Here is a 15413-nt window from a genome sequence, read left to right on the forward strand (position 1 = left end):
TCACCCGGTGACGGCCTTCACGGCCCACATGACGGCTTCTTCCAGTTTGGTCAGCGCCAGCGCCTTCTCGCGGCCGTCGGGGGCGCCTCCGTCGATCATGTCGGCGAGGCCATCAGCGAAAACCTTGATATTGTGCACGTTCGCCTTCTCGTCGTCGGAGAGCGCCCGATATTCCGGCCTGAACCTGCTGCCCATCACGCCACCTTCGCCATTTCGATCTCGAACGCCTCGGCCACGCTAGGCCAGAGCCGACACCCAGGTTGCCCCGGTTTGGGACCCCTGTCACGCGCTTTCCAGCCGTCCGGCTTGGCCAGCCATTCCTGCGCCCAGGTGACCATCGCCTGGACCTCGGCGGTCGGCCGTCCCCTCGGCACGGCGTACTGGCGTCCGGCCCACAGCACCGTCTCTTCCGGCGCCGACGGGTCGCGCAACTCGTCCACCGCCGCCTGGACCGGCAGCGGCGCGTCGGCCCCGACCCAGTCGCGCCAGCGTTCCTCGCCGGGCTCGCCGTTGACCAGGAACCGGTCGGGGTTGACGGCGTAGCGGCAGCCCTCGGCCAGCGTGGCGGGGTGGGCGTAGTAGGCCGCCGCCGCCCCGGTGATCGCCTCCAGCCGTTCGCCCCGCTCGACGATGGTGCGCAGACATCGGCCGATCACCGCCGGTCCGCCGCGAAACCGACCCCTCACCTCTTTCGGCAAACTGGCGAAGATCAGGTTCGCCGCCTTCAGCACCACGTCGACGCCGTCTGCATCGACCGTTGGGGGGGGACTAGGGAGGGGATTCTCTTTCTCTTCCCTTCTCTTCTCTTTGATAAGAGGCAAATGCTTGACCCAAACCGAGGAATCATCAGGGATTTCGGGGCCTGTTTTCGGACCAAACTCGACTTTAGTGGCACTTAAGTCGAGTTTAGTCGACTTAAGTCGAGTTTGGTGGGACTTCGCGGCCCTCGCCAGACCCCCTCCAGAGCCCGCCAGCGCGCGGGTCACGCTGAGCCTATCCTGCACCGCAAGTTGCTTTTCGGCCTCGTCGTCGGTCAGATAGCCGTCGACCGAGCGAATTCGCCCCTTATCAAGCAATTGCTTGCGCAATCTCTTCCACAGGCTGGCGCGGACGTTCAGTTGCGCGCCGATCTTGTCGTCGTCGTCGGGAAACGCCGATCCGCGCTCGTAGATCAGGTCGAGCAGCCCGAAGTAGGCGCCGCGCTCTTCCATGGTCAGGTGCAGCGTGCCGCTGATGGCCTTGCGGGGGTCGCGCTTGTAGTCGGTCATGCTGGGCTCTCAAGAAAGTGTGCGCGAGCGGTCTCCCAGGCTTCATCTTTGGACGCGACGCTACGGAGCGAACCGCCGTCGAAGAAGTTGCTGCCCGGCGGGACCGCCTCGAAGCATGGCGCCGCTTTTCCGTTCTCGACGCGCGGGATGGGCATTATCCAATAGCCCAGGCGCGACAGCGCGTAGATTTCAGCCGACGTAATGGCCATCAGAACAGCACCTCCATCTTCTCGGGCGCCGCGCCGCGGAAGGCGTTGTGGCCCATGTCGGCCCACACGCTGGCCGAATCGCCGCTGGCGCCCTCGCGCAGCTTGCCGATGATCAGCTCGACCTCGGGCGACTTGCGGCGCTGATCCCAGTCGTTCCACTTCAGCGGCTGGTCGGTGGAGTTGGGCTCCTTCTCGCGGCTGGCGTAGTAGGCGTCGCGGTAGGGCAGGATCACCACGTCGGCGTCTTCTTCCCAGGCGCCCGACTCCTTCAGGTCGGATATCTGCGGGCGTTTGTCGTTGCGGTCCTCGACCTTGCGGCTGAGTTGGATCAGCGCGCAGATCACGCAGCCCAGTTCGTCCGCCAACTCCTTCAGGCCATGGCTGATCTCGGTCTGGGCCTCGCGCAGGTCCTTGCGGCCGTCCTCGACCTTCATCAGCCCCACATGGTCGACGGTGATCAGGCCCAGTTCAACTTCCTGGCGCCGCCACAGGGCCGCCTGACGGCGCGCCATGGACCGGAGCGACGACAGGGTCAGGCCGGTGCGCTTGACGCCCACGATCGGCAGGCGCCGCAGATAGTCGGCCGCCTCGATCACCATCACCCGCTGTTCGGCCGAGACCTTCTTGTCGCGGATGTCGCGGTATGTGGGGAAGGCCGCGCCATAGAGGCTGAAGCCGATGTCGCTGAGGTGGCGACGCACGGCCTGTCCTCCGGTGGCCGCATCGCCGAAGGTCATTTCGGCATGGATGGCGATCACGCCGCGAGCGCCCGGCAGATCGCGCGGGCTGACGCCGTTCATATGCGCCGCCAGCTGCGGCGAGGCGACATTGGTCCCCAGCGCGGTCGCCAGGGCGGACTTGCCCATGTTGGGTCGCGCGCCGATAGCGATCAGATCGCCCGGCAGCAGCGGCCCGATATGGTTGTCCAGCGGCCGCAGCCCGGTGATGATGCCCACCGGCTGGGAGCGGTCGTCGATGTAGGCGACCATGTGATCGAGCGCGTCGCCGATGGTCACCAGGGACGCCCGGCGGGTCGTCGCGTTCATGGCCAGCAGTTCGGCCTCGGCCGCCTCGATCTGGGCGCGGGCGCCGGCCCCGGCGGCGGCCTCGATCATGTCCGCGCCCAGGCGCATCAGATCGCGGCGGATCGCCAGATCGACGATGGTCGCGGCGAATTCGCCTGCGCCAGCGGACGGCGGGGCCCGGTCGACCAGATCAGCCAGATAGCGCAGCCCACCCAGCTCCTGGAAGGCCGAATCGCCCAGGAACCCCTGTCCGATCGCGAACGGCTCGGCGGCGACCCCGCGCGAGATCGCGCCGGCCACGGCGGCGTACAGGCGCGCGTGAAACGGCTCATAGAAGTGGCGCGGCTCCAGCGGCGCCTCGATCTTGTGGAAGGTCTCGTTGTCGAACAGCAGGACGCCCAGCAGCGCCTGCTCCAGTTCGATGTTGTGCGGGATCGTCCTGGCGTCTTCCGCGTTGTCGTTTTGGCTCGGATCGAGCGCCGGAACTAGCGCCATGGCGCTTGGCTCGCGGCGATGGATTGTCTATATGGGCCACAAGGCACGGGCATGCCCCCCTTTTCTCCTGGTGGAGGGAGCGAGGCGGCCCGCCGCCGAAGTCTCCCCCAGGCGCGACTGAAGACCGCGCCTGGGGTGAGCACTACTCCCGTGAAATCTAGCGTGTCAATTGGCCACGACGCCCTGGAAAGAAGTCTGCCGGCGCGTGCGCGAAGCAGAACCAGCGCGAGGATTCAATCCCTTGCGCCATGTAGCCGAACGAGCCCCACTGGTAGCAGTCTTGCGCCGAACACAGATGGTTTCGGAGCGTGGGTTGGGTCCTTCGGGGCGCCTCAACTTGTTGTGGCTTGACGGTCGGCGGGGCTGGGTCTGGGGTCGAGTCGACGCCCATGTTGAACGGGTCGACCTTCACGTCAGCGCCCCGCGCGCCTGGGTGTAGACGATCCGATCCCACTTCTCGCGGATCGCCCGGTCGGGGTGGTCCAGCGACAGGCAGTAATACCAGCCCGCGAAGCCGTCGGCGGCGTCCTTTCGGCCGGCGGCGTCGGTGGCCGGCAGCGTCACACCGCAGCGCAGAGCCGCGGCGACCATCGCCGGCTTCTTGGCGTGCGAATCACCCGTCAGCGCCTTCTTGATCTTCACCGGCGCCGCCTCGCGCCGCCGGATGCCGCGCTTCAGCGCCCAGGTCTCGGCGACCATGCCGAAGCCCATCAGCATGCGCAGCTTGTCGAGTGTGTCGGTTGGGCGACCGGCGCCGGGCGCATTGGGGTTGCGCACAATCAGCAGCGGCGACTCATAGCCGAGATAGGTGAAATTCGTGCGCCGCTGGATGTCCCGCAGGCGGTTGCTCAGCGCCAGCCCAAGGCGTCCCAGGTCGCCGCCGCAGTCGGAAAAATCCCACGCCCCGCACTCGGGCGCCACGCGCCCATCCCCCACCGCGTAACCGGTGAGGGTGGACGACGTGTCGAGAAACAGCATCATCATCTAGCTGACGGTCTCGCCCTCGGGCAGCGCCGTGGCGTGCGCCTTCTCTTCGTCGGCGCTATCCCAGGCCAGACCGCAGTCCGGGCACACGTCGGCGTCGTCCGGCGGACCTTCGCCCTCGGGACCGCCGCAGGTCGGGCACGGCACGTCGTCACCGTCCTCAGCCGTGTGCTCGACCGGCGAGACCGCGATATCGGTCCTCGACCCCTCGGGGTTGACGCCTCGGTCGCTCAGCGCCCAGGCCAACTGCTCCTGGCCGATGCCCCAGCCCTTGAGCAGGCGCTGGTGAAATTCCGGCGGGCAGCCGGCGGGCACTTCGCCCGGCTTGCCAGCGAGCCCCAGCTGCTTACCGTAGTCCTCCCAGTAGTCGCCGTCGTAGAGCACCACGTCTTCCTTGAACGGGTTCTTCGTGCCGCCGACGGGAAGACCAGCGGCGCGCAGCATCCAGGCCTCGATCTCGGCCTCGTTGGCCAGATCGCCGCGCGAGCGGTTGCGCATGGCCAGGATTTTGTCGACCGTCGCCAAGGGAAAGCCGTCCAGTTCGATCTTGCCGCGAAGCGCCTTGATCCTCTTCTTGACCGCCTGCACCGGCCGCTCGGCCTCTTCCTTGGCCTCGCCCAGCTTTTGCAGATCGTCCAGTGCGCGCCGCAGCGCGCCCTCCCGCTCTTCCTCGGTGCGATTGGGGGCCGGCTGGTCGCCCGCCCGTGATCCTGCTTTAGCCGCCATGTGCTCGTTCCTCGCGTTCGATGATGGTTGTGATCGCGGCCTCCAGGCGCAGGTAGGTGCTGGCCCGGAAGTCGCCGCCGGCCCGCATCCTCGCCCAGGTGTTGTGCGCCACGCCGGCCTCGGCCAGGACCTCGGTGATCAGGATTCCCGCACGGTAGGCGCGGTCATGCAGATCGGCGGCGAGCGGGTGGGGAATGATGCGAGCCATGCCCGAACCTGCGCTGATGCGGTTCGGTTAGTCAAGGTGGGCTTGCATCTGCAATAGCGCAGGTCTACTTAGCGAGGGTCTTCACCCGATTCACACCAGGACCGCATGACCCTCGCCGCCCTTCTGTTTCACATCGTCGTCAAGTGCGCCGCCACGGTCCTCGTTGTGGGCACGGCCATCAGCGTCTCCAACGCCGCGGTCGCCCGCGAGGTCTCGGCGAGCCGTCTCGCCTGGGCGATCACCTGGGTTGGCTTCGCCGACGTGCTGGCCGCGATATGGCTCTGAAACTCTCCTGGGCCACGCCCCTGCCCGACGGGGTCTATCTGAACCTGCCCGAGCGCGACTATTTCGCGCAGGAGGCGTTGGGCTCGACCGACCTGATCAGGCTGTACTTCAAGAAGTGGGGCTGGTGGTGGGCGAGCGCCTACAACACCGAGTTTGTCGACAAGGACACCCCGGCGCGCACGGCGGGCTCGGCGCTGCACGCCATCCTGCTCGAAGGGATCGCCGCCTACGAGGCCCGCTACGTCCCCGAGCCGGACCCCCGCACCTTCCCCGGCCTGATCGACACGAAGGAAGACCTGGAGCGCCGGTTGCGCGACGAAGGCTTCTCGATCCCGCCGCACTTCAAGGTCAAGCAGCACTTCCTCGACGCCATGCGCGCCAGCCTGCCTGACGTGCCGGTCTGGTCGAACATCCTCGAAGACTTCAACGACAACGTCCAGGCCGGCCGCAAGGTGGTCACGGCGCTGGAGGACCGCCAACTGCGGTTCATGCGCGAGGTGGCGATCGTCGAGCGCGACGACAACGCCGACGTGCGCCAGTTGTTCGACGACAGCCACCCCACCCTGACCGAGGTGTCGGTGTTCTGGACCGACGAGCGCGGGATCAGGCGCCGGGCGCGGTTCGACAGCCTGCTTCCCGCCTTCACCCTCGATCTGAAGAGTCTCGACAACTACAACGGCCAGAGCCTGCGCTTCTTCACCGGCGAGCTGATCGCCAAGCGCGGCTATGACATCCAGCGCGCCGACCATTTCGAGGCCCGCCAGCAGGCGATGCGGCTGATCGGCGACGGAAGGCTGTTCGGCGGCTCGCCCGAGCAGCGGCGCTGGATCGCCACCTTCCCCGACCAGTCGCCCGACGGCGACTACGTCTGGCTGTTCTACCAGAAGCCCGACCCGGTCGTTGGCCACGCCCCGATCCTGTTCCCGGTCTACGACCATTCCTGGCAATGGAACGAGGACACGCGGCAGAACGAGCCGACCGAGCTGCGCGCCGCCGGCGAGGCCAAGCGGATCAAGGCGCTGGAATTCTATCTCGGCGCGGTGCGCAAATACGGTCTCGATCAGCCATGGGCGCGGGTCGAGGACGTCCACTACACCAACGAGGGCTACGAGCCCCGCGTGTTTCTGCCGCCCTGGTCCGCCGACGTCGACGAACACCACGGGGCGGCTTTCGAGGAAGACGAGCGTGAACCAGTCTAACCTGATCTATTTCAGCTTCGCCGTCGCGGCCGAGCACCAGCCGGACGCGCTCACCGCGCTCGCCCCGCACCTCAGCAACGTGCGCAATCTCCACATCGGCAGCGTGGCGCTCCCTTTGCCCGAGATCAACGGGACCGCCGATCGGAAAACGCGCAGGTCCAGGAGCGGCAAGCCGAGCGTGCGGTCGATCATCCTTGAGGCGCTGCGAAAGGCCGGCCGGCCGATGTCGAACGAGGACATCGCCCTGGCCGTCGCCTCGGCCGGGTGGGGGATCACCAGCGGCGGCGCGGCCAGATCGGGCATGGTCAAAGATGGCCTGATCGTCATCCACCGCGACGGCGCCTGGGCGCTGGCGCCAGGACAAACGGAGAAGCTGATATGACCCCGGATAAGATTTTCATCAGCGTCAACGGTCGGACCATTTCGCTAGAGACATTCGCGAAGATGGATGTGGCCATAGTTAAGACCGTCAACGTCAGCGGCTGCACGGGCCTGACCAGCCTGCCGGACCTTCCGGCGGCTGAGTACGTCGACGCCAGAGGAGCCTCATTCTGCATCGACGTAGGAAAGAACGCGCGCGGATACCCGATGTGGGCCGTCCCGATCCGTGGCCAATGGCGCGTGATGGCCGGTTGTCGCAATTTCAGCGTTGAAGAGGCGCGGCGGCATTGGGGGCCCGGCTCTGCGCGCGCCCACAAGTCCATTGCGGCGCAGGTTGAGGAAATCGCAGCCGAGATCGAGCGGCGCTCGGCGGTGGCGCAATGACCGGCGAAGCCCCCCCCATCGGCCACAACAATCCTCCTGACGAGGTCGAGGCCTTCGTCAGCCGCGTGCGGCTGGAAAACGCTGATCTGCTGGCCGAGCGGGTCGATCTGGAATTCGACGTCGCCGGCGCGCCCAAGGCCCCGGCCTCCGACGAGGACGTGGCCGCGATCAATGAAATGGTCGTCAAGCTGCGCGGATATGCCCGCCGCCTGGAGGGCGCGCGGGAGGACGCCAAGCGCCCGCTGCTGGGCATGGGGCGCGGCTCCGACGCCCTGTTCACCACTGTCCGCGACGCGATGAAGGCCACCGCCGACCAGCTGGAGCGCCGCAACGGGCCCTTCCTCCAGGCGAAGGCCGTCAAGCTGGAGCAGGAGCGGCAGGCGAAGCTGGCCGAGCAGCGGCGGCTCGAACAGGAGGCCGAGCAGCGGCGCCAGGACGAAGCGGCCGAGCGTCAGCGCCTGGAGGACGAGGCGGCGGCGGCGCGGCAGAAGATCATCGACGCCAACACGGCCGAAGAGCGCGAGGCGGCGGCGGCGCTGGCGGTCAACACCGAGCGCGACGCCCAGTTGGCCCGCGACGCCGAGGAACAGGCCGAGAAGGACCGCCAGAAGCTGTCCAAGGCTGCCGATCGCACCGAGCGAAAGGCCGACACGGCCCTTGAGCGCACCGCCGGTGGCGGCGGCGCCTCGAAGCTGACCGAAGAGCGCAAGTGGCGCTGGGGCCGCGAGGACAGCCGCGAGGCCTTGCGCGCCAGCCTTGGCCCCCTTGCGCCCTACCTCAGCGAAAGCGCAGTAATCGACGCCATCGCGCGCGCCGCGAAGGCCGACCCAGCCCCCATCATCCCTGGCGTCGAATTCTATGTCGACGTCGTCGCCTCAACCACGGCCAGTCGGCCGAAACCTTAAGGAGCAGACCGTGGCGAAAGCCCCCCAGAATACCACCAAAAACGCCCCACCCCCGGCCGACGACGCCAAACTCGAAGAGGGCCTTGGTCGGGCGCTGGCGACCATCGACGCCGATGGCAGCATCCTCGAAGGGGGGCTCGACTCTGCCCTCGCCGTTGCGCTGAATGACTCGCTGTTCAACCGTCAGGCCGACCTCGCCGCAAGGCGCCCGCGCAAGGTGGGCGAAGCCATCAGGAACATGGTCGAGTTGGCTACCTACGACACGCCGTCCGCCCAAATGAGCATCTACAGCCTTCCGCGCGACGGCAAAGCCATCATCGGCCCGTCGGTCCGCTTCGCCGAGTTGGCGCTGCAAATGTGGAAAAACGCCAACAGCGACTCGCGAGTGGTCGCGGTGGACTACAAGGCGGGCTACGTCGAGGCCGAGGGTATCTTTCACGACATCGAAAGCAACGTCATCGGGCGCACTCACATTCGGCGCCGGATCACCAACAAGGCCGGCAAGGTGTTCAACGCCGACATGATCCAAACCACCAGCAACGCCGCCTGCGCCATCGCTCGGCGCAACGCCATCCTGCAAGGGATTCCGCGCCAATTCTGGAACGTCGCCTACGAGAAGGCGCTGGCCGTCTGCCGTGGCGACGAGAAGACGCTGGGCGCGCGCCGCGTGGCGCTGATCCAGGCCTTCAAGGACAAGGGCGTCACGCCCGCCCAGGTTTTCTCGCTGATCGGCGGCACGGCCGAGCAGGACATTGGCCTGGACCAGATGGTGGTGCTGGCGGGCATGTTCACCGCCATCGTCAACGGTGAAGCGACCGTCGAGGACATCCTGGCCCAGCAGAAGCCGACCATCGCCGGGCCCGGCCTCGGTGGCGCGTTCGCCCAGGCGGGCGTGGCGGCCAACGAGACGGTCGACCCCAAGACCGGGGAGGTGACCGAGACGAAGCGGGCCGACCCTATCGTGCTGGCCGACGCGGCTGGGCCTGCCCAACCTGCGGAGTCGGCCAGGACTACGTCGGCGTCTGCCACGCCTGCGCAGGCCGCTTCGCTGGCCCAGCCGGACTCTACCCAGACGCAATCGTCGCAGCCGTCCGACGCTGGTTCGACGGCGGTGGACGCTGAGGTTCAGGAGGACGAGATCGAGATCACGCCGGAAGAGCAGGAAGCCCTCGACGTGTTCGACGCCGCGCTGGAGGCGGCCGACAGCTGGCTGGTGATCAAGAAGGCCACATCGACCGTCATCGACGCGCTGGGCGAGAACGCGGAGCTGGTCGTCGCCGCCAAACAGAAGGCCTACGACGTCACGACGGCCCTGAAGAACGACCCGGTGCGGCCGGACAACGACTGGCAGTTCTTCCTGCTGTGGCTGACCAGGGCGCACCCGGCCTCGGTGAAGGATATGTTCAAGCGGCTGGCGCTGAGCGCCGGCTACGACGGCCAGCCGCAGAACATCAAGGACATCGTCGCCGAGGCGGCGAACGTCGCGTCGAGGGTGGAGGGGTAGATGGTCGCTTCCCGCAGCCTCATCAGGAAGGCGGGTTATCGGGTCGAGTTGACCATGCCCGTCGGCGGCGCAGAGCACAATTTCACGCGGCATTGCGAAGCGTCTGGCGCTTACGTGACCTCCGACGGAGCGCTGGTGCTCAACCGCACGATCGACGGTAAGGAGTCGGGCCCCTGGAATATCTTCGCGCGGGGAGTCTGGCGGTCCGCCAAGTTTGGGATTTGGATTATTGACGATGCCTGACCGCGCCATCACCGCCAAGCAGATCGCCGAGGCCCAGGCGGCCGACGAGGCCGTGACCACGGTGATCAACATCTTCATGTCCGAGCACGGGGCCGATCCGGCCTTCATCGCCGGCGGGATCGCCATGGCGTTCACCCGCTTCGTGATCAACCACGGCATGGGGCCCGACCAGCCGCGCACCGTCGGCCACGTGCGCACCATCTGCCTGAAGCAGATCAACCATTGCGCCCAGCAACTGCTGGCGAAACCTGCCGAGAACGACGCATGAGCGTCCTGATGATCTGCGCCGGAACCGCCGACGGGCCCGTCCATGACGTCAGCCACGCTCCGTGGTTTCTGATGACCTTCGACCCAGACGACCCGCAGGAGCAGGTGATCTGGACGACCCACCGGCCATCAGCGCGTCGGTTCGCCGATCTCACCGAGGCCATGACCCTATGGAAGACCGCCTCGACGGTGCGTCCGCTGCGCGACGACGGTCTGCCCAACCGGCCGCTGACGGCCTTCCACGTCACCTTCGAGACGGTCGAATGAGCGAGGCCCAGGACCCCAAATTCCAGTCCCGCGCGGCGCTGTGCGACGCGGCCGTCCGGCTGGCCCTGGTCGGGGCCATGAAAGAGGCGGTCGACCAGGATGTCGCGGACGGCGGCGATTTCGACGTGCGGCCGATCGTGCGGGCAGCGCTCTGCGGCGCGCTACGATCGCTGACCACCTTGGCCTGGGACACCGGCGCCGTCGGCAAGACCAGGGAAGTGATCAGGCAGGGCTTCATCGACACCATCGACGGCTGCCTGGACCAGCTGGAGCAGGCAGCCCCCATCGGCAAGGGATATTCCGACTCGACCCGCGCGGTCGAGCGGGGAGGGAAGGGGTTCGACGGATGAACACCTACGATATCGAGCGCGTGGTCAGGCTGGTGGTTATACAGGAATTGAACGTGCTGGCGGCGGCCCTTGGCGGCCCAGCGGCGGCGAACGCCTACGCCATCGCGTCGTTGCGGGCCGAGCAGGAGCGCGAGAAGGCCCGGCTGGAGGCGGCTCGCCATGGCTGCTGACCTTCGCCCCGCCGACGTCCCGCTGACCGATATGATCGCCTGTGCGAAGCGGGAGTTGCTGATGCGCAAGCGGGTCTATCCTCGCCGGGTCGAAGCTGGCAGAATGACGCAGGCCGAAGCCGACAAGGAACTCGCCGTGATGGCGGCGATCCTGGCGAGGTTGGAGGGCCCATCCCTTCTCTGAGACCCCTTTCACGGGCGACGACGTGGCGTCCCGCCGCCCTCACTCAGCCACCAGGAACGAGACCATGGAAGAGATCAAGATCGCGCTGGCGAAGATCGGTGTGGCGCTGAACCACCTGCGCACCGCGATGGCCAACAACCTGCACACCGACCAGCACGCCCAGATCGACGATGCGGTGAAAACCGCCCTGGCGGTCGGCGGCGCCGACGACCTGCAAGCGGCCGTCGAAGCCAAGCTGGCCGACTACGTCACCCAGGAGCAGTTGCAAGCGGCGCTGGCGGCGCTGGCCACCGACGCCTCGGCCCTCGGCGACCAGATCGACACCGACGTCAACACCGACGCGCCGGACACCGACCCTACCGCGACCGAGCCCGCGACACCGTCCGTCGATGGCTCGACGCCGGCGGCAGCGGCGTCCGACGGGGACGCCTCGGTCCCTACTACGGGCCAGACTGCCGACTCGCCCCCGGCTTCATCGGAACCGACGACGGATGGACCGACTCCGAGCGATACGCCTTCGACCACTGGTGGCGCCGAGCCGGAAGGGGCGCCCCCCAGCGAGGCGTCTTCGTCCCCGAGCCCGGCCGATGGTTCCGGCGAAGCGCCCTCGACCGACTCGTCGGGGGAGTCGTCACCGCCATCCGATGGCTCGACGACCACGTCTGAGGCCCCTACCGAGCCGGCGTCGCCATCGACGTCGGCTGGGGAACCCACCGTCACCCCGCCAGAGGGGTCGGGTGGGGAAACTGATGGGGAGCCTGCTGGCGAGCCGTCTACCGATGGGACGGCCCCGGTGACAGAGGCGCAGACCCCGTCGGAGCCGGCTTCGACCGAAACGGCCCCGCAGAGCGTCGCTGAGGCCCCTGCGGGCGATCCGGCTACTGACCCAGCCGCCGACTCGTCCGAGGCGGTTCCTGCAAGCCCCGCTGCGGCGGATGGGGCCGAACCGGCGACGACCAGTTCGGTCGCGCCCGAGCCGTTGACCTGAGACTAAGGGGCGGCCGTCGGGTCGCCCCACCCTCTTTCACCAGGAGCCCATCATGGCCGAAGACAAACACGCCGAGCAGGCCGAGCGCATCCTTGCGCTGGCGCTAGACTTCGTTGAGGCCTTCTTGCAGGGCCAAGCGCACATCAAGGTCGTGACCACGGGCGAGGCAGCGCCCACGCACTACCTCTGTCTTGAGTGGGAACCCAGCGACCGGGGAGCCGACTGACATGGCCGGTCTCGTCGCCTCGGCGATCCCATGGAACCTGATCGCCAAGCTGGCGGGACTGGCTGCGCTGGTCGCGATCGGTTTCGGCGCCGGGGTCAGCTACGAGCACAAGGCCCCGTGGGCGCTCGGCGGACAGTTGAGCCGCCTGGAGGCCTCGATCCCGCAGTTGACGGCGAAGGCCGCCCAGCAGGGCGCGGCCGCCCAGGCGGGCCTCGACAAGGGCGCCTTCAGCCAATGGTCGACTCAGCTTCAGCAATGCCGCGCCGCCGCCACGGCCACCCGCGACACCGCCGCCAAGCAGATCGCCACGACCGACGCCTATTCCCGCGCCCAGGTGTCGAGCGCCTACCAGATGGGGCGTGCGATCTGTGGAGCGACCAATGCGAAAACCCCTCCTGGTCCTGCCGCTGCTGGCGCTGCTGTCAGCGTGCGGGACGACGGCGACGATTTCGCCGCCATCTTTGATCCAGCCGCCTTTACCGCCAGCGGCCAAGCCCCTTTGCCCGCCGCAGGTGACAGCGGCGGTCCCCCCGGAACCGCTTCCCCCTAAAGGCGTCAGCGTGTCGAAACTGGATACCGCCCTCGATGCCGCGCTGGGCCACGATCTGGCCGCGGCGTTCGAACAGTGGCTGGCGGTCGACGAGCCGGCCTGGGGACGTCAGAGCGCGCGACGGCTGACCGAGGCCCAGGCGGCATGCTCGAAGCAGGAGGCGCCTTAAGGTGGCCTACGACGGCGATCCTGACGACTGGAGACCAAAGCGTCCGCGCTGCCGGGCGTGCGCCGGGACCGGGATTGTGCCGCTCTTTACGTGCGCGCCGGGAATTTATGTGTTCGCCGACCGAGGCGAGGACGTCCCCTGCCATTGGTGCGGCGGGTCCGGTTATGACGACGGGACCGACCCGTGGCGGCGGTGATCACCTGTCGCCGCTGCGGCGAGCCGATGATCGAGGGCCACCTGTATTTTCCAGATGGCCCCATGGCCGTCGCCCACGCCCGCTGCATCCCGACCTATATCAACCGCTGGCCCCCACAGCGGCGCAAACCCACCCCTCGATGCTGGATCACGCATGCCCAAGATTGACCCCTACGACGTGCTCGGCGTCGACCAGAACGCCACCGACGACGAGATCAGGGACGCCTACCGCCGCGAGGTGAAGCGCACCCACCCCGACGCCGGCGGCGACACCAACGCCTTCGTCGATGTCCAGACGGCCATGGCCATCCTCGGCAACCGCGAGCGCCGCTCGCGCCACGACGCCGGCGAGGACGACGTCTTCGCGGCCACCAACGAGGAAGAGCGGATCGTCGCCAGTTCGATCATGCGGATCATCCGACTGACGATCGGGAATGACAGCCTCGACTTCGACCACGAGGACATCGCCAAGCGGATCAGGCTGGTGCTGGCCGAGGCGCTTCAGAAGATCGACGCCGAAAAGGCCAAGTGCGAGCGGGAACTGGCCCGGCTGGACCAGCTGGCCGCGCGGATGAAGAAAACCCGCGAGCTGTCCGGCGAAAATCCCCAGGACGAGCCGATGTGGGAGCGTGGGCTGGCCGACATCCGCACCAAGATAAAGCGCGCGCTGGACGTCGAAATCCCCCGCAACGAGCGCGCCCACGTCCGCGTGGCGGCGATCTTCGAGGCGATGGACTACCGGTTCGACCGGGTGCTGTCTTTGACCACCGGTCAGCAGATCATGCGCGATTGGACCACTGTGCGGCCCAGTGGGATCAGCTTCCCCTTCCGCGACACCTACTGATTCGTCATCGCGATCTGCTTGCGGATCGTCAGGATCACGCTGAGCGCCGCCGTCCCGGCCAGCCCGATCACGAACATCGACTCGATCTGCGCCACGTGGGCGTTGCCGTCGGTATAGGGTTTGATCGCATCGTCGATGGAATTCAGGCCTCGGTGCAGCTGATCAATGAACGGCGCCGCAGCGGCCGCCATCCCGCCGATCGCCGTCGCGCACTGGGCCAGGAAGCTCTTCGACTGGGCCAGTGGCTTCATCGCCGCCGGCGTGGGCGGCGTTGACCCGTTTCGGGTGACGCTGGACGGCGGGGGCGCCGTGGGAGAGGCCTGGAGCACGGCGATCGCATCGCCCACGGTGTCGCGCCCTGGCGTGACGACGGTCTGGGCGCCAGCCGCGATGGCCTCGGCCGACGGGACCACCGTAGACGTGATCGCCGCCGCGTCGGCCGTTTTCCAAAGCGCGATCTCGGCCATGCGGCGATGGTCCAGGCCCGCGACCACCTCAGCCTTCCCGTCGACGACCTGCTTGTCGAACCGCAGCATCTGCGTGGGGACCTGATCGAGCCTGTTCGCATTGAGCACCTTCCAGATGGTCCAGCTTGCCCCGGCCCCCAGGTTGAACACGAACGACAGCAGGGCGCTGTACTGGTGCTCGCTGAGCGCGGCGATGATCGGCCCGTGCACCACGCCGTAGAGCCGCTGAGCGGCGGTCTCCAGGTCAGCGGCGCGCCAGTAGGCCGCCAGTTCGCGCGTGACGGTCATGCCGATGGTCAGGCCGCCGGTGTGGCCGGTCCCGGCCGTCAGCGTCCCCAGGACCACGTCGCCGGGCCTTAGCACCTTGTCCGGCTGCTTGTCGTCGTAGACCCGAAGCACCTCGGTCTCGGCGCGGGTGATGAAGTCGACCGCGATCTGTGGGACGGCGCGGATGTCCATGGAAGCCCCCAGGCTGTTTGCCCGAGGATAGACCGGCCAACGCCGCTCGGCTAGTCGCGCTTGCGCGGGACCGCCATCGCCGTCAGTAGCTGGTCGACCTTGCCCTCGACGCGGCCGACGTCGTCACGGCGCGCCATGCTGCGCTCGATGCGCCCGACCCTGGTCTCGATCTTGTTGACCGCTGTGGTCGACGCCGTCGCGGCCGCCTCCAGCTTGCCGTCGAATTCAGTCCGCAGCATCAGCATGGCCGCCTCCCGCGCCTTGACCTCGACCTCCAGCTTGGCGTCGAACGAGGCGAACCGAGAGCGCCAGCGGTCGGCGCGTTCCTTGATCCGGCGCCTGACCCACTCGATCGCCGTGCCCGCGACCGCCAGAACCGCCGCCACGCTCCCGGCGACACCGGCCCAGAAGCCGATCGGTGTATGCGTGGACATGCAGAGCCCCCCGGCCGGTTACCGTCG

At 67.7% G+C, this 15413-nt stretch carries 26 protein-coding genes; 17 read left to right on the plus strand and 9 right to left on the minus strand.

All coding sequences use genetic code 11. The annotated features are described in order from the left end of the window. From AC11WY_RS10220 to AC11WY_RS10250, 7 genes are all read right to left on the minus strand, one after another. Complete coding sequence (locus tag AC11WY_RS10220) at positions 1 to 195, minus strand: Acb2/Tad1 domain-containing protein (RefSeq protein ID WP_482925045.1); 195 nt, start codon at positions 193 to 195, stop codon at positions 1 to 3. Then, positions 195 to 1268 carry a DUF1376 domain-containing protein gene (locus AC11WY_RS10225; protein WP_482925047.1) on the minus strand — a complete coding sequence of 358 codons (1074 nt, stop codon included), beginning with the start codon at positions 1266 to 1268 and terminating at the stop codon, positions 195 to 197. Before AC11WY_RS10225 ends, AC11WY_RS10220 begins: the two co-directional genes overlap by 1 nt. Then, the gene (locus AC11WY_RS10230) at positions 1265 to 1477 is read right to left on the minus strand and encodes a hypothetical protein (protein ID WP_482925049.1); all 213 of its coding nucleotides are present in this window, start codon (positions 1475 to 1477) and stop codon (positions 1265 to 1267) included. The genes AC11WY_RS10225 and AC11WY_RS10230 overlap by 4 nt, the downstream gene beginning before the upstream one ends. Then, on the minus strand, positions 1477 to 2997 hold the full coding sequence (locus AC11WY_RS10235) for a DnaB-like helicase C-terminal domain-containing protein (RefSeq protein WP_482925051.1): 1521 nt from the start codon (positions 2995 to 2997) through the stop codon (positions 1477 to 1479). The genes AC11WY_RS10230 and AC11WY_RS10235 overlap by 1 nt, the downstream gene beginning before the upstream one ends. A 408-nt stretch (positions 2998 to 3405) precedes the next feature. Continuing rightward, a complete protein-coding gene (locus AC11WY_RS10240; protein ID WP_482925053.1) occupies positions 3406 to 3981 on the minus strand; it encodes a RuvC family protein in 576 nt (191 codons plus the stop codon). Further along, positions 3982 to 4707 carry a hypothetical protein gene (locus AC11WY_RS10245; protein ID WP_482925055.1) on the minus strand — a complete coding sequence of 242 codons (726 nt, stop codon included), beginning with the start codon at positions 4705 to 4707 and terminating at the stop codon, positions 3982 to 3984. Next, positions 4697 to 4915 carry a hypothetical protein gene (locus AC11WY_RS10250; RefSeq protein WP_482925057.1) on the minus strand — a complete coding sequence of 73 codons (219 nt, stop codon included), beginning with the start codon at positions 4913 to 4915 and terminating at the stop codon, positions 4697 to 4699. Before AC11WY_RS10250 ends, AC11WY_RS10245 begins: the two co-directional genes overlap by 11 nt. A gap of 105 nt (positions 4916 to 5020) precedes the next feature. Between AC11WY_RS10250 and AC11WY_RS10255 the strand changes: the two genes are divergently transcribed. From AC11WY_RS10255 to AC11WY_RS10335, 17 genes are all read left to right on the plus strand, one after another. Then, positions 5021 to 5200: a hypothetical protein gene (locus AC11WY_RS10255; RefSeq protein ID WP_482925058.1), complete on the plus strand. Its 180-nt coding sequence runs from the start codon at positions 5021 to 5023 to the stop codon at positions 5198 to 5200. Continuing rightward, positions 5191 to 6399, plus strand: coding sequence for a hypothetical protein (locus AC11WY_RS10260; RefSeq protein ID WP_482925059.1), 1209 nt, complete (start codon positions 5191 to 5193; stop codon positions 6397 to 6399). Before AC11WY_RS10255 ends, AC11WY_RS10260 begins: the two co-directional genes overlap by 10 nt. Beyond that, on the plus strand, positions 6386 to 6781 hold the full coding sequence (locus tag AC11WY_RS10265; protein WP_482925060.1) for a hypothetical protein: 396 nt from the start codon (positions 6386 to 6388) through the stop codon (positions 6779 to 6781). The genes AC11WY_RS10260 and AC11WY_RS10265 overlap by 14 nt, the downstream gene beginning before the upstream one ends. After that, positions 6778 to 7164 carry a hypothetical protein gene (locus tag AC11WY_RS10270; protein ID WP_482925061.1) on the plus strand — a complete coding sequence of 129 codons (387 nt, stop codon included), beginning with the start codon at positions 6778 to 6780 and terminating at the stop codon, positions 7162 to 7164. Before AC11WY_RS10265 ends, AC11WY_RS10270 begins: the two co-directional genes overlap by 4 nt. Continuing rightward, positions 7161 to 8069: a hypothetical protein gene (locus AC11WY_RS10275; RefSeq protein ID WP_482925062.1), complete on the plus strand. Its 909-nt coding sequence runs from the start codon at positions 7161 to 7163 to the stop codon at positions 8067 to 8069. Before AC11WY_RS10270 ends, AC11WY_RS10275 begins: the two co-directional genes overlap by 4 nt. A 10-nt stretch (positions 8070 to 8079) precedes the next feature. Then, positions 8080 to 9573 (plus strand): hypothetical protein, encoded by a 1494-nt coding sequence (locus AC11WY_RS10280; protein WP_482925063.1) that lies wholly within the window; start codon positions 8080 to 8082, stop codon positions 9571 to 9573. Then, positions 9574 to 9816 (plus strand): hypothetical protein, encoded by a 243-nt coding sequence (locus AC11WY_RS10285; RefSeq protein WP_482925065.1) that lies wholly within the window; start codon positions 9574 to 9576, stop codon positions 9814 to 9816. It begins immediately after the preceding gene. Continuing rightward, the gene (locus AC11WY_RS10290; RefSeq protein WP_482925067.1) at positions 9809 to 10084 is read left to right on the plus strand and encodes a hypothetical protein; all 276 of its coding nucleotides are present in this window, start codon (positions 9809 to 9811) and stop codon (positions 10082 to 10084) included. Before AC11WY_RS10285 ends, AC11WY_RS10290 begins: the two co-directional genes overlap by 8 nt. Next, positions 10081 to 10350: a hypothetical protein gene (locus AC11WY_RS10295; RefSeq protein WP_482925069.1), complete on the plus strand. Its 270-nt coding sequence runs from the start codon at positions 10081 to 10083 to the stop codon at positions 10348 to 10350. The genes AC11WY_RS10290 and AC11WY_RS10295 overlap by 4 nt, the downstream gene beginning before the upstream one ends. Next, positions 10347 to 10700: a hypothetical protein gene (locus tag AC11WY_RS10300; protein ID WP_482925071.1), complete on the plus strand. Its 354-nt coding sequence runs from the start codon at positions 10347 to 10349 to the stop codon at positions 10698 to 10700. Before AC11WY_RS10295 ends, AC11WY_RS10300 begins: the two co-directional genes overlap by 4 nt. Next, positions 10697 to 10870, plus strand: a complete 174-nt coding sequence (locus tag AC11WY_RS10305) for a hypothetical protein (protein ID WP_482925073.1) — start codon at positions 10697 to 10699, stop codon at positions 10868 to 10870. Before AC11WY_RS10300 ends, AC11WY_RS10305 begins: the two co-directional genes overlap by 4 nt. Further along, complete coding sequence (locus tag AC11WY_RS10310; protein WP_482925075.1) at positions 10860 to 11054, plus strand: hypothetical protein; 195 nt, start codon at positions 10860 to 10862, stop codon at positions 11052 to 11054. The genes AC11WY_RS10305 and AC11WY_RS10310 overlap by 11 nt, the downstream gene beginning before the upstream one ends. 64 nt (positions 11055 to 11118) lie before the next feature. After that, positions 11119 to 12042, plus strand: coding sequence for a hypothetical protein (locus AC11WY_RS10315; RefSeq protein WP_482925077.1), 924 nt, complete (start codon positions 11119 to 11121; stop codon positions 12040 to 12042). A 52-nt stretch (positions 12043 to 12094) separates the two neighbouring features. Further along, positions 12095 to 12268, plus strand: a complete 174-nt coding sequence (locus AC11WY_RS10320) for a hypothetical protein (protein ID WP_482925078.1) — start codon at positions 12095 to 12097, stop codon at positions 12266 to 12268. 1 nt (position 12269) lies between these two features. After that, positions 12270 to 12818 (plus strand): hypothetical protein, encoded by a 549-nt coding sequence (locus tag AC11WY_RS10325; RefSeq protein ID WP_482925080.1) that lies wholly within the window; start codon positions 12270 to 12272, stop codon positions 12816 to 12818. A 10-nt stretch (positions 12819 to 12828) separates the two neighbouring features. Further along, positions 12829 to 12987, plus strand: a complete 159-nt coding sequence (locus AC11WY_RS10330; protein ID WP_482925082.1) for a hypothetical protein — start codon at positions 12829 to 12831, stop codon at positions 12985 to 12987. A gap of 349 nt (positions 12988 to 13336) precedes the next feature. Beyond that, entirely contained in the window at positions 13337 to 14026 is a 690-nt protein-coding gene (locus AC11WY_RS10335; RefSeq protein ID WP_482925084.1) for a J domain-containing protein, read from the plus strand. Here the strand turns inward: AC11WY_RS10335 and AC11WY_RS10340 are convergent. After that, entirely contained in the window at positions 14020 to 14952 is a 933-nt protein-coding gene (locus AC11WY_RS10340; RefSeq protein WP_482925086.1) for a lysozyme, read from the minus strand. The genes AC11WY_RS10335 and AC11WY_RS10340 overlap by 7 nt on opposite strands. Before the next feature lie 50 nt (positions 14953 to 15002). Continuing rightward, a complete protein-coding gene (locus AC11WY_RS10345) occupies positions 15003 to 15386 on the minus strand; it encodes a hypothetical protein (RefSeq protein ID WP_482925088.1) in 384 nt (127 codons plus the stop codon). Positions 15387 to 15413 lie beyond the last annotated feature (27 nt).

The sequence above is a fragment of the Solirhodobacter sp. genome (genome assembly GCF_964715405.1).